This is a genomic window from Bradyrhizobium sp. SZCCHNR1053, assembly GCF_032381235.1.
GTDB lineage: Bacteria > Pseudomonadota > Alphaproteobacteria > Rhizobiales > Xanthobacteraceae > Bradyrhizobium.
The window spans coordinates 354,727-369,933 of sequence record NZ_JAUHJM010000005.1 but is presented as its reverse complement, the minus strand read 5'-3'; the positions used below and the strand labels follow the sequence as shown (position 1 = coordinate 369,933).

General features: G+C 65.2%; 13 protein-coding genes and 1 tRNA gene. 11 read left to right on the top strand and 3 right to left on the bottom strand.

The window, feature by feature from the left end:
• The first annotated feature begins 30 nt into the window (after positions 1-30).
• Both QX051_RS15855 and QX051_RS15850 read left to right on the top strand, forming a co-directional pair.
• Complete coding sequence (locus tag QX051_RS15855; protein ID WP_315776736.1) at positions 31-1,344, top strand: adenylate/guanylate cyclase domain-containing protein; 1,314 nt, start codon at positions 31-33, stop codon at positions 1,342-1,344.
• Between the two features lie 92 nt (positions 1,345-1,436).
• Positions 1,437-3,122 (top strand): tannase/feruloyl esterase family alpha/beta hydrolase, encoded by a 1,686-nt coding sequence (locus tag QX051_RS15850; protein ID WP_315776735.1) that lies wholly within the window; start codon positions 1,437-1,439, stop codon positions 3,120-3,122.
• Positions 3,123-3,126: 4 nt separating this feature from the next.
• Here QX051_RS15850 and QX051_RS15845 read toward each other — a convergent pair whose 3' ends face one another.
• Both QX051_RS15845 and QX051_RS15840 read right to left on the bottom strand, forming a co-directional pair.
• Positions 3,127-3,588, bottom strand: a complete 462-nt coding sequence (locus QX051_RS15845; protein WP_315776734.1) for a DUF488 domain-containing protein — start codon at positions 3,586-3,588, stop codon at positions 3,127-3,129.
• A 15-nt stretch (positions 3,589-3,603) separates the two neighbouring features.
• Positions 3,604-4,428 (bottom strand): DUF72 domain-containing protein, encoded by an 825-nt coding sequence (locus tag QX051_RS15840; RefSeq protein ID WP_315714748.1) that lies wholly within the window; start codon positions 4,426-4,428, stop codon positions 3,604-3,606.
• 157 nt (positions 4,429-4,585) lie between these two features.
• Here QX051_RS15840 and QX051_RS15835 point away from each other — a divergent pair, with 157 nt between their 5' ends.
• From QX051_RS15835 to QX051_RS15825, 3 genes are all read left to right on the top strand, one after another.
• Positions 4,586-4,786: a hypothetical protein gene (locus tag QX051_RS15835; RefSeq protein WP_315737437.1), complete on the top strand. Its 201-nt coding sequence runs from the start codon at positions 4,586-4,588 to the stop codon at positions 4,784-4,786.
• 263 nt (positions 4,787-5,049) lie between these two features.
• Complete coding sequence (locus QX051_RS15830) at positions 5,050-6,183, top strand: glycosyltransferase family 2 protein (protein WP_315776733.1); 1,134 nt, start codon at positions 5,050-5,052, stop codon at positions 6,181-6,183.
• A complete protein-coding gene (locus QX051_RS15825; protein WP_315776732.1) occupies positions 6,180-7,697 on the top strand; it encodes a glycosyltransferase family 39 protein in 1,518 nt (505 codons plus the stop codon). Before QX051_RS15830 ends, QX051_RS15825 begins: the two co-directional genes overlap by 4 nt.
• Before the next feature lie 8 nt (positions 7,698-7,705).
• Here QX051_RS15825 and QX051_RS15820 read toward each other — a convergent pair whose 3' ends face one another.
• Complete coding sequence (locus tag QX051_RS15820; RefSeq protein WP_315776731.1) at positions 7,706-8,506, bottom strand: FkbM family methyltransferase; 801 nt, start codon at positions 8,504-8,506, stop codon at positions 7,706-7,708.
• A 654-nt stretch (positions 8,507-9,160) separates the two neighbouring features.
• Between QX051_RS15820 and QX051_RS15815 the strand changes: the two genes are divergently transcribed.
• From QX051_RS15815 to QX051_RS15790, 6 genes are all read left to right on the top strand, one after another.
• On the top strand, positions 9,161-10,336 hold the full coding sequence (locus QX051_RS15815; protein WP_315776730.1) for a DUF2778 domain-containing protein: 1,176 nt from the start codon (positions 9,161-9,163) through the stop codon (positions 10,334-10,336).
• Between the two features lie 1,198 nt (positions 10,337-11,534).
• Positions 11,535-11,723, top strand: a complete 189-nt coding sequence (locus QX051_RS15810) for a hypothetical protein (protein WP_315737443.1) — start codon at positions 11,535-11,537, stop codon at positions 11,721-11,723.
• Between the two features lie 43 nt (positions 11,724-11,766).
• Positions 11,767-11,841 (top strand) — tRNA-Asp (locus QX051_RS15805).
• A 39-nt stretch (positions 11,842-11,880) separates the two neighbouring features.
• On the top strand, positions 11,881-12,417 hold the full coding sequence (locus QX051_RS15800) for an HNH endonuclease (RefSeq protein WP_315759261.1): 537 nt from the start codon (positions 11,881-11,883) through the stop codon (positions 12,415-12,417).
• A 667-nt stretch (positions 12,418-13,084) separates the two neighbouring features.
• Positions 13,085-14,425, top strand: coding sequence for an RtcB family protein (locus tag QX051_RS15795; RefSeq protein WP_315776729.1), 1,341 nt, complete (start codon positions 13,085-13,087; stop codon positions 14,423-14,425).
• Between the two features lie 36 nt (positions 14,426-14,461).
• Positions 14,462-15,082: a 2OG-Fe(II) oxygenase gene (locus tag QX051_RS15790; protein WP_315776728.1), complete on the top strand. Its 621-nt coding sequence runs from the start codon at positions 14,462-14,464 to the stop codon at positions 15,080-15,082.
• Positions 15,083-15,207 lie beyond the last annotated feature (125 nt).

Below are 15,207 nucleotides of genomic sequence, written 5' to 3'. Positions count from 1 at the left end.
GCGGCTGGGAGCAGGAACGGCTGAGGCAAGATGCAGATCGTGGGAGCAGGACAGGCGAACGAAGCGCCGGCGGCAGCGCCGGCCGAGTTCGACCAGGCGCTGATGCGTCAGACGTTGAACACCGAGCTGCTGCGCGTGAGGGCGCTGATCGCCACTGCGGCTCTGTTTCTCGTGATGTCGGTGCTGGTCGAAATCTTCGAGCCCAGGATCTCGGAGTGGATCTGGCCGAGCCGGATCGGGGTCCTCTACGTCTACGCGATCATCGTCGCATTCATCAGCTTCGAGACTCTCATCCTGTTCAGGATCAAGGCGGACATCCGCCACGGCCGGGACGTGCCGGTGATCTGGCGCTATGTCAGCGCCCTGGTCGAGACCTCGCTGCCAACGTTCGTCCTCATCCTGCAGATCGAGGGCATCGGCCACGACAAGGCGCTGGGCTTCGGCGCGCCGCTGGTCTATTTCATCTTCATCGTTCTCTCGACGCTTCGTCTCGATTTCTGGCTGTCGAGCTTCACCGGCCTCGTCGCCGCGGTGGAGTTGTTGGCGGTGGCACTGATCGATCGGCCTTCGATCGATCTCAGTCAGAATCCGGAGATCTACTATCACGGTGAGCGCAGCTTCATCATCCTGTTGTGCGGGATGCTCGCCGGTGCCGTCAGCGTGCAGCTGCGACGCCAGTTCGCGGCGAGCATCGAGGCTGCGTCGGCGCGCGACCGGGTCACCGATCTGTTCGGCCAGCACGTCTCGCCCCAGGTCGTCGAGCGCCTGATGAAGGAGGGGACGGCGGAGGCGCGCGACATCCGCGAGGTCGCGGTGATGTTTGTCGATTTCCGCGGCTTCACCGCGGCGGCGCGGTCGAAGACGCCGCAACAGGTTGTCGATCGCCTCGATGGTGCGTTCGCGGTGCTGGTCGAGATACTCGAGCGCCATGGCGGCATCGTGAACAAGTTCCTCGGCGATGGATTCCTGGCGCTGTTCGGCGCGCCGTTCGAGTCGCGCGATGCCGCCGTGCAGGCGGTCATGGCTGCGCGCGAGATGGTGGCCGCGATGGAGCGCGTCAACGCGATGTCGTCTTGGCCGCTGCGGATCGGGATCGGTCTTCATCTCGGCGAGGTGGTCGCCGGCAGCATCGGCTCGCCGCGGCGCAAAGAGTACACCGTCATCGGTGACACCGTGAACTTCGCCTCGCGGCTCGAGGCGCTGAACAAGGAGTTCGATTCGCAGCTCCTGATCTCGAGCGAGGTGCGGCAGGCGGCCGGCGACGGGGCGCGCGACGCCGTCTTCCACGGCGCGGTGTCGGTGCGCGGCTACGACCGGCCGTTCGAGATCTGGCAATTGCACTGACGCAGGCGACCCGTCGCCCGACGTCTGAGATTTACATTGGATGGCCTCCGCGTTTAACTGCCCTCAACGAAAAGCATGATCAGGGGGAACGCATGATCCGAACCGGGGCGTCGTTTTTGGCCGCAGCAGGCATCGTGTGCGCAGCCGGCCTGGAGGCGGTGCGGGCTGAGGATGTTGCCTGTAGCAAGGTGACGGCCGAGGCGTTGAAGGTTCCGGGGCTGGCCTTGACGGGATCGAAGCTGCAGGAGGCCGCCGACGGGCTGCCGCGGCATTGCATTCTGTCCGGCAAGGTCAATGAGCGCACCGGCGTCGACGGCCATGCGTATGCGATCCAGTTCGAGATGCGGCTGCCGGAGACGTGGAACGGCCGCCTCCTGCACCAGGTCAATGGCGGCAATGATGGCGTCGTGGTGCCGGCGCTCGGCGACAAGGCCGACGGCCTCGTCGGTGGCGGTATGACGCCGCTCGCCCGCGGCTTTGCCGTGCTGTCGTCGGACAGCGGCCACTCCGGTAACGATCCCGCCAACAAGCCGCGCGGGCTTGCGTCCGGCTCAGCTTTCGGGCTCGATCCGCAGGCGCGCCGCGACTACGGCTATTCGGCCGACATCACGCTGGCGCCGATCGCGAAGGCGATCATCTCGGCGCATTACGGCAGGAAGCCGGACTATTCCTACATCGCCGGCTGTTCCAATGGCGGCCGCCACACCATGGTGGCCGCCGAGCGCATGCCCGAGCAGTATGACGGCTTCCTGGTCGGCAATCCCGGCTTCAACCTGCCGCGCGCTGCCGTGCAGCACGCCTGGGACGTGCAGGCGCTGACCAAGGCCGACGTCGACATCCGCAAGTCGATCACGCGGGAGGATGCCAAGCTGATCGCTTCCAAGATCACGGAGGTCTGCGACGAGCTCGACGGCGCCAAGGATGGGCTGACGGCGAACCTGAAGGCGTGCCAGAAAGCGTTCAATTTCGACAGCCTCCGCTGCGCCGCTGGTGCGACCGAGGCCTGCCTGCCGGCCGCCAAGGTCGATGCTTTGAAGAAAGTCTTCGCGGGCCCGCACAATTCGAAGGGCGAGCCGCTGTATTCCGACTGGCCGGTGGATGGCGGGGTCGGCACCGGCAACTGGCGCGCCTGGAAGGTCGAGAGCCCGGTGGAGCCGTGGAACAACCTTCCGATCATTGCCACCATGGGCGGCGCATCGCTCAACTACATCTTCTCGACGCCGCCAGTCGAGATCGAAGGCTCGCCCGACAAGCTCGTCGAGAAGCTGCAGACTTATGATTTCGACAAGGACGCACCGAAGATCTACGCCAAGGAAGGTCCCTTCACCGAGTCTGCGATGGACTTCATGGCCCCGCCCGCGGTCGACAACCCGACCCTGCCGGCGTTCCAGGGCGGCGCCCGCAAGATGCTGATCTATCACGGCCAGGCCGATCCGGTGTTCTCGATCAACGACACCGTCCGCTGGTACGAGAAGCTCAATGCCAATGTGCAGGGCAAGGCCGATACGTTCGCGCGGCTGTTTGCGCTGCCCGGCGAGACCCATTGCGGCGGCGGCGTCACCTTGGAGAAGTTCGATGCGTTGGGCGCGCTGATGGACTGGGTCGAAAAGGGCAAGACGCCGGAGGCGATCACGGCCTCGGTCAATGCGGCCAACAAGGAGCTCCCATCGACATGGAGCCCGCAGCGGGCGCGGCCGCTGTGCCCGTGGCCGAAATTCGCCAAATATGTCAGCGGCGACATCGAGCAGGCGTCGTCGTTCACCTGCGCCGCGGAGTAGCGACTCACACCTGAGGCGCGACCAGGTTCTTCACCTTGACCTGATCGCGGTCCTCGATGATCTCGGCGATCCATTGCCGGTGGCAATGGGCGTGGTCGCGCTCGTAGCAGAGCAGGCAGACGGGACCGGCGCTCTTCACGAGCGAGGCCAGCTCGTCCATCTGCTCCTTCGCCTGCGGCGTCTTCAGATGCGCGCTGTAGATCTTGTGCAGCGTGTCGTAATGGCCGCTGCGGGCGGCCTCGCGGCCCTCCTTCGGCGTGCCGAGCCCGCGCAGATGCACATAGCCGATGCCGCGCTCGTCGAGCCCGGCAGCGAGCTGGCTCTTGGAGAAGCCCGGCCGGCGCGAGGCCGCCACCGCGCGCACATCGACCAGCAGCTTGACGCCGGCGGCCTGCAACTCATCGAGCACGGCCTTGGCCGGCGTGTGCTCATAGCCGATGGTGAACAGGGTCTTGCTCTTGGCCATCATGCGCCTCCTGCGTCAGCTCACGCGCTCGATGAGCTCCATCGCGCCGGCTGGCGCGCGCACCTTGCCCTCGTGGATGACATAGGCGAACACGTCGCGCGGCATCTTCTTCGCCGGCTTGTCGTCAACCCGTGGCAGGTCGTCCGGTTCGCCGCCGCCGGCCCACAGTTGCAATCGCTTCGCCCAGGCGTCGAGCTGCTTCGGCGGATAGCAGGTCGCAAGCTCGTCATTGCCCTTCTGCAGTCGGGCGTAGACGAAGTCACCCACGACATCGGCGATCGCCGGATATTTGCCGTGCTCGGCGAACACGACCGGCGTTGCAAACTCGCGCAGCAGCGCGACGAAGCCGGGCACGCAGAAACTGTCGTGGCGGACCTCGACGACGTGGCGCAGCTTGCGGCCGTCGAGCTCGCGCGGCAACAGCTCGAGGAACTTGCCGAAATCGGCCTCGTCGAACTTCTTGGTTGGCGCGAACTGCCACAGCACCGGGCCGAGCCGGTCGCCGAGCTCGAGCACGCCGGTGTCGTAGAAGCGCTTCACGGAATCGCCGGCCTCGGCGAGCACGCGGCGATTGGTGGCGAAGCGCGGCCCCTTCAGCGAGAAGATGAAGCCGTCCGGCACCTCGCGCGCCCATTTGCGGAAGCTCTCCGGCTTCTGCGAGCCATAATAGGTGCCGTTGATCTCGATCGAGGTCAGCTTCGAGGCGGCGTATTCGAGCTCCTTCGACTGCGGCAGCTTGTCCGGATAGAACACGCCCCGCCAGGGCGCGAAGGTCCAGCCGCCGATGCCGATGTAGATGTGGCTCTTGGATTGCGAGGCGCGTGCAGGGGCTTTGCTCACGGATCGATTCCGATGCTGATTGGTGAGGGTGTTGCGGTAGGGAGACGATAGTCAACCGGGCCGGTTCTGACCAGTTCGGCGCTGCTGCGCCGTCGCTCTTCCCGTGCTCCGGAGCCTCGTGTATCCAGGGCACGGGCCGGGAAGGGGAGATATAGCAATGAGAGCGGAATCGGTCGGCGGCCTGCTGGGGGCGATCGTCGCCGCTGCCGTGCTTGCGGCAGCCTTCTACTATGTTCCCGTCGGGCCGATGGCCCGTCAGATGCAGCCGGCCAAGGTCGAGGTGCCGCCAACCCCGGTGCAGACGGTTCCGGTGGCTCCGGCCGTGCGCGGACCCGTGGTCCGTGAGGTTCCGAACTAGGCCGGCCGGGGCCCTTGCAATCCAGCCGAGGCGCCCCATCTTGGTCGGGACGGTGACGTCGAGCTGTAACGGCTCCGGCACCGAGACGACCACGGCAGAGCGGTTGCGCCGGATGTACGCGCACCCTTTGTTTGTGGTCGTTGGCATTTTGGGCCCCTCGCTTGGGAGCGATGCAAGCCGGCACCACAGTCCGGCCTTTTTGGGCCCTCCTTCAGCCGTTGCGCTTGGCAGTGTGGAACGCGGCAGATATACGCATCCGCACCATGAACGATGTCCTCCGACCGGCCATGCCCGCGCCGCCGCAAACCGCTGATATTCCGATCGTTTCGGTGGTCGTCCCGACCTTCAACGAGCGCGACAATGTCACCACGCTGTACCGGCGGCTGGAGGCGGCGTTCAGGGACGTGCCGTGGGAGGTCGTATTCGTCGACGACAACTCTCCGGACGGCACCTGGCAGGTGGTGCGCGAATTGTCGCGCAGCGACAAACGCGTCCGCTGCATCCGCCGGATCGGCCGCCGCGGCCTGTCCGGTGCCTGCATCGAGGGCATCCTGGCCGCCAGTGCGCCCTATGCCGCCGTGATCGACGCCGATCTGCAGCACGACGAGACCCAGCTGCCGAAGATGCTGGCGCTCTTGCAGAGCGGCGCCGCCGAGCTCGTCGTCGGCAGTCGCTACATCGAGGGCGGCAGCGCCGCGAGCTTCGACAGCAAGCGGGCCGGGGCCAGCGCCTTCGCCACCGAGATCGCGCGCCGCGCGCTCAAGGTCGAGGTCAACGACCCCATGAGCGGCTTCTTCATGATCCGCCGCGACCGCTTCGAACAGATCGCGCCGAAGCTGTCGACGCAGGGCTTCAAGATCCTGCTCGACATCATTGCGAGCGCGGAAGGCGGCCTGCGCACCGTCGAGGTGCCCTATACGTTCGGCTCGCGCCTGCATGGCGAGAGCAAGCTCGACTCGATGGTCGCCCTCGACTTCCTCGGCCTCGTGCTGGCCAAGATGACCAACGACGTGGTGTCGTTGCGCTTCCTGCTGTTCGCCATGGTCGGCGGCACCGGTCTCGTCGTGCATCTGGCCACGCTCTTTCTCGGTCTCAACCTGTTCGACATGCCGTTCGCGGAGGCACAGGCGCTCGGTGCCTTCATCGCGATGACCTCGAACTTCATCCTCAACAACTTCCTCACCTATCGCGACCAGCGGCTGAAAGGCTTTGCCATCCTGCGCGGCCTGCTCGCGTTCTATCTGGTCTGCTCGGTCGGCCTGCTCGCCAATGTCGGCGTCGCCTTCTCGGTCTATGACCAGGAGCCGATCTGGTGGCTGGCGGGCGCGGCCGGCGCGCTGATGGGCGTGGTCTGGAATTACGCGATCTCCGGATTGTTCGTCTGGCGCAAGCGATGACCTCTGCGGCAGGCGCCGACGACGCCCGGCTGGTCCGCAATGTCTGGCTGACCATCACAGGTCTCGTCGTGCTCCGGCTGATCGCCGCCGCGGTCACGCCGATCACCTTCGACGAAGCCTATTACTGGATGTGGTCGAAGCATCTCGCCGGCGGCTACTACGACCACCCGCCGATGGTCGCGGTCGTGATCCGGCTGGGCACGCTGATCGCCGGAGACAGCGTGCTCGGCGTGCGCCTGGTCTCGATCCTGCTCGGCCTGCCCATGAGCTATGCGGTCTATCGCACCGCCGAGATCCTGTTCGGCAGCGTGAGGGTTGCGGTGACTGCGGCGCTGCTGCTCAACGTCACCTTGATGGCTGCGGTCGGCACCCTGATCGTGACGCCGGATGCGCCGCTGCTGGTGGCCTCCAGCTTCGTGCTGTTCTTCTGCGCCAAGGTTCTGGAGACCGGCCGGGGTGTCTGGTGGCTTGCGGTCGGTGCCGCGGTCGGTGCCGCGCTGCTGTCGAAATACACGTCGCTGTTCTTCGGTGCGGCGATCCTGATCTGGCTGGTCGCCGTGCCGAAGCTGCGGCACTGGCTGGCCTCGCCCTGGCCCTATCTCGGCGGCGGCCTGGCGTTCGCGATCTTCTCGCCGGTGATCCTGTGGAATGCCGATCACCAATGGGTGTCGTTCATCAAGCAGCTCGGCCGCGCCAGGGTCGAGGAGGTTCGTCCGGTCTACATCGCCGAGATCATCCCGACGCAGTTCGCCTTCGCCACGCCGCTGGTTTTCATCCTCGGCGTGATGGGCCTCTATGGGTTGGCCCGGCGCAGGGCAGGGGACGCGGCGGCCCGCGTCCTGATCGAGGCCATGGTCTGGGTCATCGTCGCCTATTTCGCGTGGCATTCGCTGCATGCCCGCGTCGAAGCCAACTGGTTCGCGCCGATCTATCCGGCCTTCGTGGTGGCTGCCGCTGCGGCGGCCCGTCTTGTCGCCTGGTCCCCGCGCGAGCAGCGCACGGCGGACTTTTGCCTGCGCTGGGCCGTGCCCGCCGGCGTCGTGATGTTCGTCGCGCTGATCGTGCAGGCCAACACGGGCCTGCTGTCCGGTTATCGGCGCGATGCCACCGTCCGCAGCGTCGGCGTCGGCTGGCGCCCCCTGGCTGCCGAGATCGAGGCAGCGCGCGTGCGCGCCGGCGCCTCCTGCGTGCTGGCGATGGATTATGGCACCACCGCCTGGCTGTCGTTCTATCTTCCGTCCGGGACCTGCGTGCTGCAGCCGATCCAGCGCATCCGCTGGGTCAATTTTCCGGAGCCGGATCCGGCCAAGCTGGCGGGCACGCAGCTGCTCGTGGACGAGGTCCAGATCGCATCGCGGTTCTACGTCAGCAATACATTCGGCCGCGTCGAGAAGATCGGCGAGGCCGAACGCAGGCGTGGACCTTTGACCATCGAGACCTATGCCTTCTATGCGCTGAGCGAGCCCAAGCGGGAGGTGCTCGACCGCACCCCGCCGCCGGAGCTGCAGCGCTGACGCCCGCTTCAGGGCTGCTGCGGGATGATGTCCGCCAGCGCCTTGTCCCGCGCATGAATTGCGACCATGTTGATGCCGGCATCGATGGTCTTGTAGCCGCGGCTTTCGAGCCACTGCCGCAGCTGGTCCGCGTCGGTCTTGATCTTCTCGATCAGCATGATCGGCGTGCAGCGTTCGATCGTCGCCGCCGCGCCTTCGAGCGCCTCGATCTCCATGCCCTCGACGTCGAGCTTGATCAGGTCGCAGCGCGGCAGATTGAAATCGTCCAGCGGGAGCTTGCGCACCTCGACGGTGTTGTCCGCATAGTCGATGGCCTGGCCGATGAACTCGGTGTTGGGACGCTGGCGCAGCTCGAGGCTGCCGAAGCTCGATGGGGTCAGGTAGTTCGGGCTTGGGATGTTGAGCACGCCGCGCTCCGACGAGACTGCGGCATGGATGGCGATCGCATTGAAGCAGTTGTTGATCGCGATGTTGCCGGCGAGCGCGTAGTAGATCCGTTCTTGCGCCTCGATCGAGAGCACGGATCCCCAGCCGGTCATCGCCTTCGCCCATTCGATGGTGTGGACGCCGATATTGGCACCGCAGTCGATCGCGACGGCGCCATCGCCATGGTGCCGGCGGCGCAAGCCGAGCAGGCGGACGGCGAGCTGCACCTCGCCCGGATCGAAAGCCCCCGTGTCGAGGATCTGATAGCCGACGCCGTAGCCCCGGTTGGCGTCGACCATGCGATAGTCGAGCCGGTTGACGATCATCGTCCCGTGATTGCTCGCGGCCAAGACGAAGGCCAGCTTCCGGTCGGGGATCTGCATGGAGTCCTCTCGTGTCGTGTTCGGCAGGGAGCGGACGCGGTACGATTCGCCGGCAGAGTGTTGCCGAGAATCGTTCCCTACCATACGGCCGCCGGTGTCCACAGCGCGGAAAATCCCGGTTTGTTACGGATGCGGTCCACCTGCGGCTGCCGTCGCCATTGCGCCTTGGACCACGACCGTCCTGATCCGATTGCCGCGGAGACCGGGCGACATGGGATTGTACGTGACCAATGCTTTCAGCCGCGTCGAGAAGATCGGCAAGACCATGTCCGAGCAGGGGCCTTGAACAAGTGAAAACTACGCCCTTTCCCTCGTCAGCACGCCTAAACGTGAGGTCATCGATAGCGCCCCTCTGGCAGAGCTCAATCGTTAACGCGGCCTGCGATGGTTTACGGATTCCGGCGGCCGTCGAATGCTGCTCCTCAGGAACGCCCTGGGGCGGCAATATTGCTTTTGGCTGGAATTTCGCCCTGTTTTTGCCCTGTTTGCCGGCAAAACAGACGTCCATGGTTAACCCGCCCTTAATCTGCCAAAACTTAATCAGCATTTAACTAAAAGTCGCCCTAATGAAGCTCTGTGCTTCTGCGAGATGCAAAGCGGTTGTCCGTGGCGCATCGAGCGAGAGTTATCGAGTATTCGTTCGGGCGTGAGTGAATGAGTAACAGTCGAGCTGCGTTGGCCGCACGAAATCGCAGGAAGTCTTCCCTGATCGCGTTCTCTCACAAATTGATCGGTGGCGCGGCAATCGCATGCCTGATCGGGGGCTGCGCTGTGACGGTCTATACCAAGATCATCGCGGCGGATGCCTATCCGACCCTGGGCAGCATCGAGCAGGATGAGCCCGTCGTGCGCCCGGCGCCGCGGCTTGCGACGCGCAGCGCCGCCGATGCGGTGGGTGAGGCCTTCTCGGCATTCCCGGAATCTCCGCCCGTTACCACGGTCGCCGCCATCACGCCGCAGATGTTCAACGACCGCTTCGGCGCGGCCGTGCCTCAGGGCGTCGCCTCCAACGCCGCGAACGGCGCGCCGCCGCTGCCCAGGCTCGCCGAAGCCGCGCCCAAGCAGATCGAGGCCAAGCAGATCGAGGGCAAGTCGGTCGAAGCCAAGCCGGCCGAGACTGCGAAGGTCGCCGAGGCGCCGAAGAAGGATGCCCGGCCGCCGATGCAGTTGGCGCTCGCCAATGCCAAGCCGGCCGCGCAGCCCGCGACGCCGGCGCAGGCCGCCGAGGCCAATCCGCCGAAGAGCAGTGGCTTCTCGCTGCGCGCGATGACCGAGCGCGCCAAGGCGGCGGTGCTGTCGATCGCCGGCGACCGGCATTCGATCCAGGAAAAGCTCTGGGGCAAGCCGGAGAACCAGGATGGCGGCCTCCTGGCCTATGCCTCGGCTGATTCCAACATCACCGCCAGCATCGCCAAGGATCCGACCCGCGGCGGCCGGCCGCCGTATGATTTGAGCACCGCAGTCTACGACATCTCGGCCAAGGCGGTGTATCTGCCCGACGGCACCAAGCTCGAGGCACATTCCGGCCTCGGCGACAACCTCGACAAGCCGAGCTCGGAGAAGATCAAGATGCGCGGCGTGACGCCGCCGCACATCTACGAGCTGAAGCCGCGCGAGGCGCTGTTCCACGGCGTGCCGGCGCTGCGGCTCAATCCGATCGGCGGCGAGGACGCCATCCACGGTCGCAACGGCCTCCTGGCCCACACCTTCATGCTCGGGCCGAACGGCGACTCCAACGGCTGCGTTTCGTTCCGCGACTACTACGCGTTCCTCGATGCCTACAAGAACAAGGGCATCCGCAAGCTCGCCGTGCTCTCGCGCATCGACTGAGGCGCAGCCGTTACGGAGTAGGGTGGGCAAAGGCGCCCATTCCGCGCGTGCCACACGAATATTTGTAGTTGGCGCCGTGCCCACCGTTTTGCCGAGGAGAGGGCTGATTGACGGTGGGCACGCTGCCGCCTTCGTCGGCCACTTTGCCCACCCCACAGGTCCTGCATCGACAAACAACGCCGTCGCCTGGCGTTGAGCCGGGGCCGGAATGAGATCCGTTTCACGCTTCAAAAAGCACGGCCATGACTGCGCATTCTCGCGGCGCCTGGCGCCCGAGTGCTGCTCGTAAACTGGCCCTCCGAAATCGGAAGAGGGCGCGGGGAATGCCGGGTGAGGGCCTCACCCATGGCCCGCCTGCAGAAGAAAAAGCAGGCGGCAGTCACCACAGGTTCAGCCGCATCATCCGGCATTCCCCGCGCGATGGCCTTACGGCTTATACGTGGTCTCCCTGGTGCGCCGGGCTTTCTGGCCACCATCGGTCGGAGCATTCGTCTCTCCGACCTTGACACCAGCATCGGGGTGCCAGGACATCACGACTTCGCCGTGCGCACCGGATCGTTCGTCCGCGTGATCAGATCACGCTGCAACCCGACGCGCCCACCGCATCCCGCCCTCCACGTTCATGACGATCGCGAAGCGCCCCTCTCATGAGGACGGGACCGGCATAGAATGCACGGTTTCTGATTTTTGGAAACAGGAAAATGTTCGGGGTTGGCGGTGAGCGGGGCGATCCCATTGACCCGGCTCGACAAACGAATTTTCGCGCGCACGCGTTTTCGACCTCTCGCAGGGCCGATTGCGGCCTTGTAGCTCGCGATAATGCGCAACTGATTTGCCCGACAACCAATCTGGTCGTTGCAAATCTGTCGCGTCGCCGGAGGCGCGCCGTCATCGCTTCCCCCTCCGGCCTTGACGGCTTCGGAAAATTCTGCGCATAGCTCTGCCCCATCGAAATTGACGCGCCGTTCGCCGGCGCGCTCTTGAGGACCACGACCGTGTTGAGCCTACGCTCACATCTCGCGAACGCCCCCGCCAACGAACGACCGCTTAACTGGTCGCGCGATGGGTCCGGCATGGGCGTCGCCTGTCAGGGTCCGAATGATCTCGTGCTGTCCCTGACGACATCGGGACGCGAAATTCCAGCAAGAGCATAACCGGCGGCGGGATCTCACCCTCCGCAGATATAGCGGAGGGTCTGATGACCCGCATGATGAGCCCAGATTCCGAGATAGTCGACCACGCCCGAGCGCTGTGCTCGCCGGTGGCGGTTGCCTTCGTGCGCATCGTCATGACGTGCCGCGGCGTCAGCGAGGCACGGGCTCGCCAGATCTATCTCGACTACATCAACGGCGTTCAGCCGGAGCACGCTCCGGTCGCGTTCGACTGATTGACGATGACCATGCCCGGTGCAGTCCGGGCGCGATGACATGGCCTATGTTCCCGTCTGGTGAAGGGACCGGATTGTCGATCCGGAAAGGCGGGTTCGATTCCCGTCATGGGCGCCAACACGACCGGGCAGATGAAGCGAAGAGAGGAGGTCGATGATGTCAGCAACAAACCCGGCGCTGGTTCTCAACGCCGACTTCCAGCCGCTGAGCTATTTTCCGCTGTCGGTGGTCTGCTGGGAGGACGCGATCAGGGCCGTTGTCGGCGAGTCGCACGTCGTGGTCGCAGAGTACGACCGCGTCGTGCGCAGCCCGAGCGTCACCATGCGGCTGCCGTCGGTGATCGCGCTGCGCGACTATGTCAGGCCGGCGACGCGCGTCCCGTTCACGCGCTTCAACGTGTTCCTGCGCGATCGCTTCGAATGTCAGTACTGCGGTGGCCGCTATCTCCACGGCGAGCTGACCTTCGATCACGTCGTGCCGCGCGTCGACGGCGGCGAGACGTCGTGGACCAACATCGTCGCCGCCTGCAGTCCCTGCAACGCGCGCAAGGACCGGCGCCATCTCAAGCCGCGGCGGCCGCCGTTCGAGCCGGCACGGCACGAGCTGATGGCCGCGCAGCGCCTGTTTCCGCCGAGATTCCTGCACGTGACCTGGCAGGATTATTTGTACTGGGATGTGGAGCTCGAGCGGTGAGCGCCGCGTAGCACGGATGAGCGGACGCCGAAGCCCAACGGGCTTCGGCGGAGGCGACATCCGGGGTCTCGCGTGCCACTCGTATGAAGCCGCATGTCGCTGCGCTCATGCGGGCTACGACTACTCATCATGCTGAGCTGCAACGATCTCGCCGTCATTTCGGGGCGCGCGCAGTGCGAGCCAGAAGCCATAACCATGACAATTCGTGACGTGCGTCGGCGGTGCTAAAACGCCACGAAGTTATATCAGCTACGTACGGCTCACTTTACAAACGTGAAAAATCCTGTAAGAGCACGCGCCAACTTATCCGGCGGACATCCGCCAGCGAGAGAGCCATGCCGATTTCGACCCCACGTCAGATAGAGGACAGCGCGCTGCCGCAACTGCGGCGCCGTGATTGCGTCCTGTGCGTGACGGCAGTCTCCGCGGGGAGCGCGCTGTCCCGTCACAATCAACTAGCAGCGTAGCGAGGCAGCGGGATCGTCCCTCTGTCTTGAACGCCAGAGAGACGATCCGCCAGGCTGATGTCCCATCCGGGACACTCCGATCAGATCCGTCTCTCTGTTTGCACCACCGGACTTGCGCGGCGTCACGCCGTGCAAGTCCCGATCATTGCAGCGCCACGCCGGCGCGGCAGGGTCATGCATGAACGAGTGAGGAGGATCACATGCGAGCCGATCCCTATCAGGAGCGCGCGAGGCTATTGGCGATCGAGGCCGGGCTCGATCCGGATGCACGGGTCGAGCGGCCCGGGCAGCGATCGATGCCGCTGTGGTGCACGTTCCGCGACGCCGCGCGCAAGGAGCAGCTGGCGCGCGAGGCCACGGCGCTGGGCGACACGGTCGCGAGCCGGCCACAGGCCGCGCAGTATCAGAACAGCCCGCTGAAGGTGTTTGGCCGTCACGAGGATGCGACCATCGCGCAGATGAGGAGCTGCATGGCGGTCGGCAATGCCGTGGCCGGGGTGATCTGCGCCGACGGCCATCTCGGCTATGCCCAGCCGGTCGGCGGCGTGATCGCCTATGAGAAGCAGATCAGCATCTCCGGGGTCGGCTTCGACATCGGCTGCGGCAACATGGCGGTCCGGCTCGACACGCAGTTCAGCGCGATCGAGGACAAGGTCGGCACCATCATAAAGGATGTCGCCAGGGTGATCTCGTTCGGCGTCGGCCGCAAGAACGCCGAGCGGGTCGAGCATGAGCTGTTCGACGACGCCGATGCGTGGCGCTGCTCCGACATGGACGCGTACCGGCAGAAGGCGGTCGGGCAGCTCGGCACGGTCGGGTCGGGCAACCACTATGTCGATTTGATGCGCGACGAGGCCGGCTTCGTCTGGATCGGCGTGCATTTCGGTAGCCGTGGTCTCGGCCACACCTCGGCGACGCGCTACCTCAAGGCCGCCGGCGGCAAGGACGGCATGAACGTGCCGCCCGCCGTGGTCGACGAGGATAGCGAAATCGGGCAGCGTTACATCGCCGCGATGCAGCTCGCCGGGCGCTATGCCTATGCGGGACGCGAGTGGGTGACCGAGCGCGTGCGCCGGATCATCGGCGGCGCGGTCACCGACAGTGTGCACAACCACCACAACTACGCCTGGCGTGAGAGCCACGACGGACGTGACCTGTGGGTGGTGCGCAAGGGCGCCACGCCGGCCTTCCCAGGCCAGCGCGGCTTTGTCGGCGGCTCGATGGGCGACGACGCCGTCATCATCGAGGGCGTGGAGTCGGAGGAGGCCAAGGCCTCGCTGTACTCCACGGTGCACGGCGCCGGGCGGCTGTTCGGGCGCAGGGAGGCCAAGCGGCGCTTCACGCGCGACGAGATGGACGCCTGGCTGCAGGGCCGCGGCGTCACCCTGATCGGCGCCGATCTCGACGAGAGCCCGATGGCCTATCGCCGTTTGCCCGAGGTGCTGGCCGAGCACGCCGGCTCGGTGAGGGTGGTGCATAGGCTGCGGCCGTTCGCCGTGGTGATGGCGGGCGAGGGCGAGTTCGATCCGTTTAAGGATTGACCAGCATGCTACTCGCAAAATTGAGAGTGGTCGCCGATGGGCGGCCATTCGCCAATGAGACGGAGCCGAGCCATGAGTGACATCAGGTGGAGAGCGAAGAACGTCGGTACCATCGAGGACTTTCTCTCGGCGAGCGAGTGCGACGATTATCTCCGGTTCGGAGAGGCGATAGGTTTTGCCGAAGCACCGATATCGACCGCGGCGGGTATGATCATGATGAAGGATGTTCGCAACAACGATCGTGTCATGGTCGACGATGCCGCGCGGGCTAAGGAGCTCTATGAAAGGCTCACCGTCCATCTGGCGCCGCGCTTCCAGAAGAAATGGACGCCGTTTGCGCTGAACGAACGGCTGCGACTCTATCGCTATGATGTCGGGCAACAGTTCGACTGGCATCTGGACGGGTATTTCGAACGCCATCCTGGTGAGCGAAGTCACTTTACGTTCATGGTCTATCTCAATGACGAGTTCGAAGGCGGAGCAACGTCATTCAAGGAAGCATATGGCGGAGCATTCATCGGTGATCCGTTCCGGATCATTCCGAAGAAAGGCATGGCGCTGCTGTTCCATCACCCGATCATGCATCGCGGCGATCCCGTGACGAAGGGGCGCAAATACGTGCTGCGGACGGACGTGATGTATCTGCGGAGCAGGTGAGGGGGCGCGTCGCACAAGGCCCGCGCTCTCCGTTCGCCACTCCGGGGCGCGCGTAGCGCGAGCCCGGAATCCATAGCCACAGGCCGTCGCGTGGCGCGAGGTGCTTGTGGCGTCTGTCTTCGACC

Bases quoted from the DNA above. Each gene is read 5' to 3' on its own strand.
- QX051_RS15855 (WP_315776736.1), top strand. From the start codon at position 31: ATGCAGATCGTGGGAGCAGGACAGGCGAACGAAGCGCCGGCGGCAGCG.
- QX051_RS15850 (WP_315776735.1), top strand. From the start codon at position 1,437: ATGATCCGAACCGGGGCGTCGTTTTTGGCCGCAGCAGGCATCGTGTGC.
- QX051_RS15845 (WP_315776734.1), bottom strand. From the start codon at position 3,588: ATGGCCAAGAGCAAGACCCTGTTCACCATCGGCTATGAGCACACGCCG.
- QX051_RS15835 (WP_315737437.1), top strand. From the start codon at position 4,586: ATGAGAGCGGAATCGGTCGGCGGCCTGCTGGGGGCGATCGTCGCCGCT.
- QX051_RS15830 (WP_315776733.1), top strand. From the start codon at position 5,050: ATGAACGATGTCCTCCGACCGGCCATGCCCGCGCCGCCGCAAACCGCT.
- QX051_RS15825 (WP_315776732.1), top strand. From the start codon at position 6,180: ATGACCTCTGCGGCAGGCGCCGACGACGCCCGGCTGGTCCGCAATGTC.
- QX051_RS15820 (WP_315776731.1), bottom strand. From the start codon at position 8,506: ATGCAGATCCCCGACCGGAAGCTGGCCTTCGTCTTGGCCGCGAGCAAT.
- QX051_RS15815 (WP_315776730.1), top strand. From the start codon at position 9,161: ATGAGTAACAGTCGAGCTGCGTTGGCCGCACGAAATCGCAGGAAGTCT.
- QX051_RS15810 (WP_315737443.1), top strand. From the start codon at position 11,535: ATGACCCGCATGATGAGCCCAGATTCCGAGATAGTCGACCACGCCCGA.
- QX051_RS15800 (WP_315759261.1), top strand. From the start codon at position 11,881: ATGTCAGCAACAAACCCGGCGCTGGTTCTCAACGCCGACTTCCAGCCG.
- QX051_RS15795 (WP_315776729.1), top strand. From the start codon at position 13,085: ATGCGAGCCGATCCCTATCAGGAGCGCGCGAGGCTATTGGCGATCGAG.
- QX051_RS15790 (WP_315776728.1), top strand. From the start codon at position 14,462: ATGGGCGGCCATTCGCCAATGAGACGGAGCCGAGCCATGAGTGACATC.